The sequence below is a fragment of the Tardiphaga alba genome (assembly GCF_018279705.1).
Classification (GTDB): domain Bacteria; phylum Pseudomonadota; class Alphaproteobacteria; order Rhizobiales; family Xanthobacteraceae; genus Tardiphaga; species Tardiphaga alba.
This window is the reverse complement of the sequence record NZ_CP036498.1, coordinates 4,059,763-4,071,552: the sequence shown is the minus strand read 5'-3', so window position 1 is coordinate 4,071,552 and position 11,790 is coordinate 4,059,763. Positions and strand designations below refer to the sequence as shown.

Below are 11,790 nucleotides of genomic sequence, written 5' to 3'. Positions count from 1 at the left end.
CATTATACGCGTAAAACGTGTGTCATCCCCGAGGTGACCATGTTGAAGCACACCAAGATTCTTTATCGCATTGCTCTCTCCGCCATTCTTCCTCTGATCATCGTTGCCGCGCTGGCGGCCTATGAAGTCGCCAGCAAGGCGCGCGTCTATGGCGAGATGGATCGGCTGCAGCCGGTCGCAGCAGGTGTCACGAAACTCAGCCGCCTCGTGCATGAACTGCAAAAGGAACGCGGCATGACCTCCGCCTTCCTCAGCAGCAAGGGCGCGCAGATGCGCAGCGAATTGCCGGAGCAGCGGAAGCGCACGGATGTCGAACGCGCCGTCGCGCTTCCGGCACTTGGCGAATTGAAGCGTGCACCCGCAAGCGATCTCGCAGCGGCAGCGGATCGCGCCGCCGACGTCATCGGCAAACTCGATGCGCTGCGCAGTGACGTCGATGCACTCTCCATCGCGCCACCCGCCGCTGTCGGCCGCATGACCGAGAACATTGCGCGCCAGATCGCGGTCATCACCGGCATCGCAAAGCTCAGCAGCGATGATGATATCTCCAAAGCGATCTCTGCCTATGCCAATCTGATCGAAGGCAAGGAACGCGCAGGGCAGGAGCGGGCGCTCAATGCCGGCGCCATCGCCGCTGGCAAGTTCGAACTGCCGGCCTTTTCGCGCGGCATCGGCCTTGCGGCCGGGCAGGAAGGCTTCTTCGCTGCCTTCCGCGCATCGGCAACGCCGCAGGCGTTGGAACTGTTTACGCGCACCTTGGCTGGCCCCGTCATCGAGCGCGTCGATGCCATGCGCAAGACCATCGAGCAGGGCGGCCTTACCGGCGACTTCAAGGGGCTGGACAGCAAGACCTGGTTCGACGCGAGCACCGCGCGCATCGACCTCCTGAAAGCCATCGAAGACGGTCTCGCCGATCAACTCTCCAGGACCGTGACAAGCAAGAAGGCCGATGCCGCCAGCACGCTGACAATCGCCTCGGTGCTGATGCTGTTGGCGCTCTTGATCAGCGGCGCTGCGGTGCTGGCCATGGCACGCAGCATCACCCGTCCGATCGGCGACCTATCGGCATCGATGACCGATCTCGCCAATGGTGATGTGACCACAGACATTGGCGGCACCGATCGCCGCGACGAGATCGGCGGCATGGCGCGCGCGGTCGCCTTCTTCAAGGACAATATGATCAAGACGAATGAACTCAGCGCCCGCGAGGCCGAGGAGATCAACCGCCGCAGCCAGCGCACCGCGCGCGTCACCGAGCTCACCGGTCGCTTCGATGACGAGATCGGAGCTTTGCTGTCGTCGTTGACCACGGCGTCCTCGCAGCTTCACGGCACCGCGGAGTCGCTCTCTACCACGGCCGGCGAAACCATCCGTCAGGCTACGGTGGTGACGGCGGCCTCCACCGAAACGTCCACCAATGTGCAGACCGTTGCCGCGGCTGCGGAAGAGCTATCGAGTTCTGTGGTCGAGATCGGTCGTCAGGTGTCGCATTCCGCCGCCATCGCCCAGAAGGCGGTGGAGGAGGCCGGCCGCACCAACGACACCGTGATGGCGCTGTCATCTGCCGCCGAGCGGATCGGCGACGTCGTCAATCTCATCACCGAAATCGCCAGCCAGACCAATCTGCTGGCGCTCAACGCCACCATCGAAGCGGCGCGCGCCGGCGAGGCCGGTCGCGGCTTCTCGGTCGTGGCGTCCGAGGTGAAGAGCCTTGCGGGCCAGACAGCGAAGGCCACCGAGGAAATCCGCACCCAGATCGCGGCGATCCAGTCGTCATCCGGCGATGCCGTGGATGCCATTCGTGCCATTACCGGCACCATCGGCGCCATGAACGAGATCGCATCTTCCATCGCCAGCGCTGTGGAAGAGCAGGGCGCCGCGACGCAGGAAATCGCGCGCAACGTCCAGCATGCTGCGCAGGGCGCCAACGAAATCTCGCGCACCATCAGCGGCGTCACCGACATGGCGGGCGACACCGGATCATCGGCCGGCGATGTGCTCGCGGCGTCCGACGATCTGTCGCGCCAGTCGGGCCAGATGCGCGATCAGGTCGAGCGTTTTCTCGCCGCGATCAAGACGGCCTGATCTTTTGTAGGGTGGGCAAAGGCGCTCTTGCGCCGTGCCCACCTTCAAGTGTCGTGCGCGTGACGGTGGGCACGCTGCGCTTTGCCCACCCTACAGTCAGCAATTGAACCGGCCATCCTGCAAAAACGCGATCGTCTGTGCGATCGCCGCTTTGGTCTTCATCATGAACGCATGCGACGCCGGGATCACGACGTGATCCGCCATCCCATCGAGCTTCGTGCGTTCAACGGTGACGCGCCCGTCGTCCGCACCCGGCAGCATGAAACGCGAGGCGATGGGGTCGAGCGAGCGATTGCCGGCGATGATGCCGACGGGATAATCCACCGGTGGCAGCAGCGCTTCGGTGTCCGCGTCGCGCTTCGTCACCAGCTGCTGTCCTGCCGGGCCAAAATACAGCCGATAGAGCATCCTGTCCTTCAGCCGGTCCGCGATCTCGCTGCCGCCATTCGGCGTGCCCAACATCACCACGCGACCCAGCCGAGCAGGGCGATAGCGCGCGATATAGGCGCGCGCCAGCAGGCCGCCCATGGAATGGCAGACGAAATGCGTGGCGCCGTCATTCGCTTCGGTAAAGGGCGCGATGGCTGGATGAATGTCATCCACCAGATCGGACAGCGGCTTCTCGCGGCTGGGATAGCCGATGTTCCGCGTGGCAAAGCCGGCTTTGTCCACGGCCTGCTGCAGCTTGATGAGGGAACGGAAGGAGCGGCTGATGCCGTGCAGAAAAACGACGCCCTCGGATGGACGATCGGAGGGCGTCGAATAAGTCATGATCTCGCTTGCAAGGTCCTATTTGTAACCGCGCTCGTCCCACCACGGAAAATAATCGGGCATGTCGGCGCTGACCTTGTTCTTAAACTCCGCCGGGCGTTTTTCAAGGAAGGCGACGACGCCTTCTTTCACATCGTCCGAGCGGCCACGGGCATAGATGCCGCGGCTGTCGATCTTGTGGGCTTCCATGGGATCGTCCATGGCGGAGAGGCGCCACATCATCTGCCGGATCAGTGCGACCGAGACCGGCGCCGTCTTCTCCATGAACGACTTGGCCAGCGCGCGTGCGGTGGGCAACAGCTCGTCATGCGGCACCACCTTGCTGACGAGGCGGCCGGCGAGGGCTTCCTGCGCCGGGAAGACGCGGCCGGAATAACACCATTCCAGCGCCTGGGAGATGCCGACGATGCGCGGCAGGAACCAGCTCGATGCGGCCTCTGGCACAATGCCGCGCTGGGAGAACACGAAACCGAAGCGCGCATTTTCCGAGGCGATGCGGATATCCATGGCGAGTTGCATGGTGGCGCCGATGCCGACCGCGGGGCCATTGATGGCGCCGATGACGGGCTTGAGGCACTTGAACATGCGCAGCGTCACCTGTCCGCCGCCGTCGCGCACCATCTCGTCGCTGTAATCGACGCTGCCATCGGCATTGCGGCGCACCGGGCCGCGCCGCGCATCGCGGTCGAACGTATTGCCGCCGGAGGATAGGTCCGCGCCTGCGCAAAACCCGCGGCCGGCGCCGGTGATGATGATGGCGCGCACATTGTCGTCGGCATCCGCCTTGTCGAAGGCGTCGATCATCTCCGCCTGCATGGTGGCGTTATAGGCGTTGAGCTTGTCGGGGCGATTTAGCGTGATGGTGAGGATCTGGTCCTCGACGCTGTAAAGAATGGTCTCATAGGCCATGTCGGTTTCTCTCCCGTTATTATTATTGTTTTTGAAGCACGTCCGGCCGTGTTGTTCAACGCCGTCATTGCGAGGATCCTTGGCGAATTGGCAAAGCCAATTCGCTAGGGCGACGAAGCAATCCAGTTCTTCCTGACGGAAAAAGGCTGGATTGCTTCGCTGTGCTCGCAATGACGGAGAGTTACGCCGGCAGCCGGGTTTCGATGATGCGGGCAAACATGCTGGCACCGATCGGGAGGATCTTGTCATCGAGATAGAAGCCGGGATTGTGCACCGGCACCGAGCCTTCATGACCGACCCAGAAGTAAGCGCCGGGCACGGCATGAAGCATGTCGGCGAAATCTTCCGAGCCCATCTTCGGCTTCGAGCGCGTGATCACATTGGCATCGCCGACAATGGTGCGCGCAACGTCTTCCACGGCCTTGCTGTGCTCTTCCTGATTCACCAGCACGCTGAAACCGTCGCGGATATCGACCTTGATTTCGACATCGAAAGCGGTCGCGATGCCCGCGGCGAGCTTGTGCATGCGATCGCGGATCTGCTGGCGTACGGTTTCCGAGAAGCAGCGCACGGTGCCGCAGAGCTTCGCGTCGTCGGGAATGACGTTATAGGCCGAGCCCGAATGGATCTGGGTGATCGACAACACGGCCGATTGGAACGGATCGACATTGCGGCTCACAATGGACTGCATCGCCTGGCCGAGCGTCATTGCGATGACTACCGGATCCTTCGAGCGCTCCGGCATCGCGCCGTGTGCGCCATAGCCCTTGATATGGATGTCGAAGAAGTCCGCTGCTGCCATGGCCGGGCCGGGGAAGATGCCGACTTCGCCGTGATTCATGTCGGGCGCGTTATGCAGGCCGTAGATCTCGTCACACGGAAACTGCTTGAACAGCCCGTCCTTGATCATCGCGCGCGCTCCGCCGAGACCTTCTTCGGCGGGCTGGAAGATGAAATGCACGGTGCCGTCGAAATTGCGGGTTTCGGCGAGATAGCGCGCGGTGCCGAGCAGCATGGTGGTGTGGCCGTCATGGCCGCAACCGTGGAAGCGGCCGGGAATGGTGGAGCGCCAGGCGAGATTGGTGTTCTCTTCCATCGGCAGCGCGTCCATGTCGGCGCGCAGACCAATGCGCTTGGTGCCCGAACCCTTGCCCTTCAGCGTGCCAACAACGCCGGTGCCGCCGAGGCCGCGATGCACGTCGATGCCCCAGCTTGCGAGCTTGTCGGCGACGATGCCGGAGGTGCGGACTTCCTCAAAACCGATTTCCGGATGCGCGTGAAGATCACGACGGATGGCGGTGAGTTCGTCGGCGAAAGCGTCGATGCGTTCGAGTGTGGGCATGGGGTTTCCTCGGATAAGAGCGTTTCAACGATCTTGCTTGTTCAAGAACCCTCGCTAGGGAGCGAGGGTCGGCGATGCAGTATCAGGCGTGAACGGCGCCCCATTCGGCTTCAGCTTGATGCCGGGGCGCAAATGCTTCCAGGGCAGCACGGATGTATCCGCCGGCATCGCGCCGGGCGCCGCGCAGATCATCAGCTGGCCTGCGATCGGCTCGAAATCGGCACGGAAATGCACCGAGCTCTTGTTGACCAGAATGTTCTGCTCGGTTGGCTCGATGCCGACATAGCGATACATGGCCTGATCGGCGAGCTGCGCCTTGTGAGAGGAGATGACGACGCGGACATCGTCGATGCGCAGGCAGGCGGAGGGGCCCATGTCCATGTCACGGCCGCCGTAATAGGGGCCGGGCGCGACGAATTTGCCGTCGGAGAGTTTCTCGACGACGAACGTGTTCTCATAAGGCGCATCGCCGGGAATGCCGGACTTGCCGCCGATGGAGAGTTTGACGGTTGCGCCTTCACCGGCTTCATGCGCGGCCTTGGCGGCAGCGGGATCATAGATCACGCCATGGGCGGCCTTGATCGCCTTGTTCTTCACCAGCGCGCGCAGCATACCGGTGGTGTCACTGTCGCCGCCGGCGCCGGGATTGTCTTGCGTGTCGGCGATGACGACCGGCTTGTCGAGTGTCTTCGCGAGCTCCATCGCATGCAGCACGCCTTCATCGGGCTGCCAGATCTTGCCGTCGAAATCGTTCTCATGGCCGAGCACCAGATTGACCACGGTGTCTGCCGCCGCATCGGCATCGGCCTGAGTCACGCCATAGGCGAACACGCTCGGGCAGCAATGCTCGAAATCCGCGGCGGGGAATCCGGGGCAGAAGGAGAGCGTCGGCACCTGGTCATGCTCGATCGCCGCCAGCATCTGGTAGATGCGCTTGGTCGGCTCGTCATTGGTGCACTGCCAGGAGATCGGGATCAGGAACGGCAGTTGCCGGAACGCTTTTGCGAAGCGGTTGCCGGCGAGCAGCAGCTCCATATGACGGGCGCAGGCGCGGCCGGTATCGGCCATGTCCACATGCGGATAGGTGCGATAGGCGATCAGCGCATCGGTGTATTCGACGCTCTCCGGCGAGATGTTGCCGTGCAGATCGAGACTCACGACAAAGGGAATATCCGGCCCGATGACCTCGCGCACGCGACGCGCGATCTCGCCTTCGCCATCGTCGAGATGTTCGGTCACCATGGCGCCGTGCAAATCGAGATAGACCGCATCCAGCGGCATCGCCTTCCTGATGCCGTCGATCATCTCGCCGACGATGCGCTCATAGGCGTCTTCGGTGACATGCGCCGACGGGCTGGCGCCACAGGCGATGGTGGGGATCAGCTCCCAGCCGCGGGCTTCCGCTTCCTCGACAAAGCCGGCCAGGCCGACATTGATGCCGCGCATCACTTTCAGCACATCGGCGCCATGGGTCATCGACGGCCAGCCGCCGCCATGCACGAAGGCCTCATAGGTGGCCTTGGTAGGGGCAAAAGTATTGGTTTCGTGCAGGAAGCCGCCGACGGCGATACGGGTCATGAAGTGCTCAATGCTTTCAGTCGTCGTTGCGAGCGAAGCGAAGCAATCCAGAAAGCCAAGAACTGGATTGCTTCGTCGCTTCGCTCCTCGCAATGACGGGGAGGATGGGTTAGGCCGAAGCCACCACGGCGGGATCGACCGGACGGAAATTGGCGAAATCCCATCCTCGTCCGGGCGCTGCGTCAAGCAGCTGCTTCGTATAGGCCTGCTGCGGATTTGCGAGGACTTCCGCCGCCGGCCCCTGTTCCACAACCTTGCCGTGCTGCATCACCGCGACATCGTCGCAGATCTGCGCGGCGACGCGGAGATCGTGGGTGATGAACAGGATCGCGATGCCAAGCCGGGTCTGGATGTCGTCCAGCAGCTTCAGCACCTGCGCCTGCACCGACACGTCGAGTGCCGACACCGCTTCGTCCGCCACGAGAACTTCCGGATCGAGGGCGAGCGCACGCGCAATGGCGATACGCTGGCGCTGGCCGCCGGAGAACTGGTGCGGATAACGCGACACCGCGTCCGCGGGCAGATCGACCAGTTCGAGCAATTCGCGCGCACGTGCCATCGCCACCGAGCGCTTGACGCCGTAATTGATCGGCCCCTCGATGATGGATTCACCAACGGTGATGCGCGGATTGAGCGAGCGATACGGATCCTGGAATACGATCTGGATCTTCTTGCGGTGCGGTTGCAATGCGCCACGCGACAGGCCGGAAATCTCGCGGCCGGCGAGACGAATACCGCCCGAGGTCGGATCGATCAGACGGACGATGCAGCGGGCTACAGTGGATTTGCCTGAGCCACTCTCTCCGACGATGCCGAGGGTGCGGCCCTTGCGCAGGGTCAGCGTCACGTCCTTCGCCGCATGCACTTCGCGGGCTTTACCGAAGAACGAGCGCTCGCGATAGACCTTGCCGAGCTCGTTGGCTTCCAGCACCACCGGATGGAAACCGTCTTCCGCGCGTGCCGCGCGCGGCACCAGACTCGGCACCGAGGATAGCAGGTTGCGGGTGTAATCCATCTCCGGCTTGGCCAGGATCTGCTTCAGCGGCCCCGTCTCCACCAGACGACCGCTGCGCATCACAGCGACGCGGTCGGCGATGTCCGCGACCACGCCCATGTCATGGGTGATGAACAGCACGGCGGTGCCGTGGTCCTTCTGCAGGTCGCGGATCAGTTTTAGAATTTGCGCCTGTGTCGTCACGTCGAGCGCCGTCGTGGGTTCGTCGGCGATCAGGAGCTTCGGTTCGAGCACGAGCGCCATCGCGATCATGATGCGCTGGCGCTGGCCGCCGGAGAGGCGATGCGGATAGGACGAATAGATCCGCTTCACGTCGGGCAGGCGAACCTGCTCCATCATGTCGAGAATTTTTGCACGACGCGCCGAAGCCGACAGGTCGGTATGCGTGCGGAGCACTTCGTCGATCTGCTTGCCCACGGGGATGACCGGATTGAGCGCCGTCATCGGCTCCTGAAAGATCATCGCCATGGTGGTGGCGCGCAGATCACGCAGGCGGCCGTCGCTGGCCTTCAGCACGTCCTCGCCTACCAGCTTGATAGTGCCGCCGATGGCTTTGAGCGAATCCTTTGGCAACAGGCCCATGGTGGCGAGCGAGGTCACCGATTTGCCGGAGCCGCTTTCGCCGACCACGCAGAGCGTCTCGCCTTCGCGCACCTGCAGCGAAATGCCGTCGATGATCTTCTTGCCTTTGCCGTCCTTGCCGACGCCGACAACGAGGTTTTCGATTTCGAGTGCGATGGGACGGTCGTTAGGACTTGCGTTCACAGAGTTGCTCACTGATGCGTTCATTTGCCGGCCTCCCGCTGCTTCATGCGGGGATCGAGTGCGTCGCGCGCGGCGTCGCCGATCAGGTTGACCGAAAGGATGGCGATAGAGAGCAGGAGACCCGGCCAGAAGATCAGCGAGGGCTTGATCTGGAAGAACTGGCGGCCTTCGGCCATGATGTTGCCCCAGCTCGGCGTTTCCGGCGAGATGCCGGCGCCCAAGAAGGAGAGGATCGCTTCGGTGAGGATCGCCGAGGCTGCCACATAGGTGCCCTGGACGATCAGCGGCGCCACGGTGTTCGGCACCAGATGCTTCCACATGATCTTCGGCATGCTGGTGCCGAGCGAGATCGCCGCTTCCACATAGGGCTCTTCACGCGCCGACAGCACCACCGAGCGGACCAGACGCGCGACGCGCGGGATTTCCGGAATGGTGATCGCGATCAGCACCGTGGTGAGGCTGGCGCCGGACAGCGACACGACGGCGATGGCGAGCAGGATGCTCGGAATGGCCATCAGGCCGTCCATGATGCGCATCATCACGGCATCCACATAACGGAAGAAGCCGGAGACGAGGCCGATGAACAGGCCGATCGCAATCGAGGTCACGGCGGCGCCGAGGCCGATCAGCAGCGAGATACGGCCGCCATACAGAATACGCGACAAGAGATCGCGGCCGTAAGCGTCGGTGCCGAGCAAGAATTCGCCGCCCGCCGGCTTCAGGCGGTTGGCGGGCACCAGTTGCTGCGGATCATGTGAGGTGAGCCACGGCGCGAAAATCGCCGAAGCGATGACCAGCACCAGGCAGATCGTCGCGATTGCGATGATCGGTGAGGAGGTGAGGAAGCCGAAGGACGGACCGCGTCGCGACGGTACGGCTGCGTTGGGGAGTGTATCGATCGCCATCTGTCTTCAGTCCTAGTAACGAATACGGGGATCGAGCAGCGAGTAGGCGAGGTCGATCAGCAAGTTGATGGTCACGTAGATGCCGGAGGTGAGCAGGATCATGGCCTGGATCACCGGATAGTCGCGCGCCAGCACCGCATCCACGGTGAGACGGCCGATGCCCGGCAGGTTGAACACGCTCTCGGTCACGACGACGCCGGAGATCAGCAGCGCGAGACCGGTACCGATCACGGTGATGACGGGCACCGCGGCGTTACGCAGCGCGTGGCGCATCAGCACGCCGCGCTCGGTGATGCCCTTGGCGCGTGCGGTGCGGACATAGTCCTCGCCGAGTACGTTGAGCATCGCCGCGCGCGTCATGCGGGCGATCAGCGCGACATAGATGAAGGAGAGCGCGATCGTCGGCAGCACCATGCGTTCGAAGAACGGGCCAAATCCCTTGAATATACTGCGGAAGCCCTGCACCGGCACCCAGCGCAGTTCGATCGCAAAGATCTGGATCAGCACATAGCCGATCACGAAGACGGGGACGGAGAAGCCGATCACCGACAGCGCCATCACGAAACGATCGATCCAAGTGCCATGCTTCCATGCGGCGATCACGCCGAGCGGCACGGCAACGAGGATCGAGACAATCATCACGCTGACGGCGATCGAGATCGAAGGCTCCATGCGCTGGGAGATCATCTTCAGCACCGGCACATTGGAAATCAGCGAGGTGCCGAGATCGCCATGCAGCAGACGACCGATCCAGGTGACGAACTGGATATAGAGCGGCTCATTGAGACCGAGCTGGGTGCGAATGCGCTCCAGGGTTTCGGGCGTCGCATTGTCGCCGGCGATGATCGCGGCGGGATCGCCTGGCGTCAGTCGCAACAGCAGGAACACAAACAGCGCCACCACGCCCATCACGGGAATGGCCGCCAGAATTCGGCGAATGAGATATCCGAGCATAACGTTGTCCTATTGGTCGTGTTGATCGAACGTAACTGGACCGTATCGGTCAACCGGAAACGTCACGGGCGCACAGCAATTGATCTTCATCAGTGAGAACAGTGGCGATACACCTCAACCCGAAATTCAGTGATCAAAAAGGTAGCAAGTAGCGTGCCACTTTTTGTGGTCCGCGCATCCCATGCGATGCGCGGACCGGTCGAAACTGCATCAATCGAGTGTCGCCAGCAATCCCGCCATCAGGCGACCGCGATCGACCAAGCTCTGCGCGATGATATATTCGTTGAGCGTGTGCATGTCGGCGCCATGCACGCCAAGGCCGTCGAGCGTCGGGATACCCATGGCGCCGGTAAAATTGCCGTCCGAACCGCCGCCCTTGCTGCCATGGGTGAGTTCGGGCAGGCCGAGGCTTGCATTGATGGCCTTGGCTTTTTCGAATAGTGCCAGCGTTGCTGCGGAAGGTTCCCAGACCGGGCGGGTAACGCCGCGGGTGACCTTGAACTGCACGTCATTCTCGGTGCCTGAGAGAGCAAGCATGCGCTCGACACCCTTGTCGAGATCCTCCTGACGCTTCGCCATACTGAGTGCTTCGCCGGTGCAGGATGAGGCAACACAGTTGACCCATTGTCCGCCATGCACGATGCCGACGCTAAAGGTGCAATCGGGGCCGGTCATCTCGTCGATCTGCACGATCTTCTTGGCCATCTCGCGGATCGCCGAGCGACCGTTCGACAACGTTGCGCCGGAATGGCTGGGGCGACCGATCGCTTCGAGGTTGAAACGGGCGATGGCGTAGCGACCGGAGGTCGTGCCGTTGTTGGCGCTACCGGGCTCCGGAACCAGCACATATTTGTTACGGGCAGCTTCGGCTTCGATCACGTCGCGGGTGGAGGGGGTGCCGACTTCTTCATCCGGCGTGAACAGAACGGTGATGGGCAGCGGCGTGGTGTAGGAAATTTTGGCCAGTTGGCGGATCGCTTCGACCGACAGGTAATTGCCGCCCTTCATGTCGCAGATGGCAGGGCCGTAGCAGAGCTCGCCATCACGGCGCCATTTCAGTTTCTCGATGGTGCCGACCGGATGCACCGTGTCCATGTGACCGGCGATCAGAATGCCGGGCTCGCCAAACTTCGGGTGGGGGAAGCGGGCGCGAATGCAACCGCCGAAACCCTGACGTCCCGCGATGCGCTCGATGGTCGCACCCATGATCTGCATATCGCGCGCAGCGAGATCGAGCATGCTGTTGACAGCGTTCGCATCCCAGGTGGGGCTTTCGCACTCGACCCAGACGCGCAGGCCTTTGAGCATGTCATCGAGATCGAAGGGGAGTTCGGCGGGATTCATCAAGTCATTCCTCTTGGGTGAGAATTTCGTCGTCGATGGTCGCGCGACACAGGTTGATCATTGGGGATACGTCGCGGGCTCTCATTCCCGACTTTGCAGCAGTGCGATTGCCTTTGCAAATT

General features: G+C 62.5%; 9 protein-coding genes. 1 reads left to right on the top strand and 8 read right to left on the bottom strand.

Going from position 1 to position 11,790, the window contains the following annotated elements; genetic code table 11:
- Window positions 1–39 precede the first annotated feature (39 nt).
- Window positions 40–2,085, top strand: coding sequence for a methyl-accepting chemotaxis protein (locus RPMA_RS19465; protein WP_211909320.1), 2,046 nt, complete (start codon window positions 40–42; stop codon window positions 2,083–2,085).
- Window positions 2,086–2,181: 96 nt separating this feature from the next.
- Here the strand turns inward: RPMA_RS19465 and RPMA_RS19460 are convergent, their stop codons facing one another.
- From RPMA_RS19460 to RPMA_RS19425, 8 genes are all read right to left on the bottom strand, one after another.
- Window positions 2,182–2,856: an alpha/beta fold hydrolase gene (locus tag RPMA_RS19460; protein ID WP_211909319.1), complete on the bottom strand. Its 675-nt coding sequence runs from the start codon at window positions 2,854–2,856 to the stop codon at window positions 2,182–2,184.
- 18 nt (window positions 2,857–2,874) lie between these two features.
- Window positions 2,875–3,765, bottom strand: a complete 891-nt coding sequence (locus tag RPMA_RS19455) for a crotonase/enoyl-CoA hydratase family protein (protein ID WP_211909318.1) — start codon at window positions 3,763–3,765, stop codon at window positions 2,875–2,877.
- Between the two features lie 181 nt (window positions 3,766–3,946).
- The gene (locus RPMA_RS19450; protein WP_211909317.1) at window positions 3,947–5,107 is read right to left on the bottom strand and encodes a M20 aminoacylase family protein; all 1,161 of its coding nucleotides are present in this window, start codon (window positions 5,105–5,107) and stop codon (window positions 3,947–3,949) included.
- Window positions 5,108–5,161: 54 nt separating this feature from the next.
- Window positions 5,162–6,685 carry a M81 family metallopeptidase gene (locus tag RPMA_RS19445; protein WP_211909316.1) on the bottom strand — a complete coding sequence of 508 codons (1,524 nt, stop codon included), beginning with the start codon at window positions 6,683–6,685 and terminating at the stop codon, window positions 5,162–5,164.
- 109 nt (window positions 6,686–6,794) lie between these two features.
- Window positions 6,795–8,489, bottom strand: a complete 1,695-nt coding sequence (locus RPMA_RS19440; RefSeq protein ID WP_211909315.1) for an ABC transporter ATP-binding protein — start codon at window positions 8,487–8,489, stop codon at window positions 6,795–6,797.
- Complete coding sequence (locus RPMA_RS19435; protein WP_211909314.1) at window positions 8,486–9,370, bottom strand: ABC transporter permease; 885 nt, start codon at window positions 9,368–9,370, stop codon at window positions 8,486–8,488. The genes RPMA_RS19440 and RPMA_RS19435 overlap by 4 nt, the downstream gene beginning before the upstream one ends.
- 12 nt (window positions 9,371–9,382) lie before the next feature.
- Window positions 9,383–10,324, bottom strand: a complete 942-nt coding sequence (locus RPMA_RS19430) for an ABC transporter permease (protein WP_211909313.1) — start codon at window positions 10,322–10,324, stop codon at window positions 9,383–9,385.
- A gap of 210 nt (window positions 10,325–10,534) precedes the next feature.
- On the bottom strand, window positions 10,535–11,668 hold the full coding sequence (locus RPMA_RS19425; RefSeq protein ID WP_211909312.1) for a M20/M25/M40 family metallo-hydrolase: 1,134 nt from the start codon (window positions 11,666–11,668) through the stop codon (window positions 10,535–10,537).
- Window positions 11,669–11,790 lie beyond the last annotated feature (122 nt).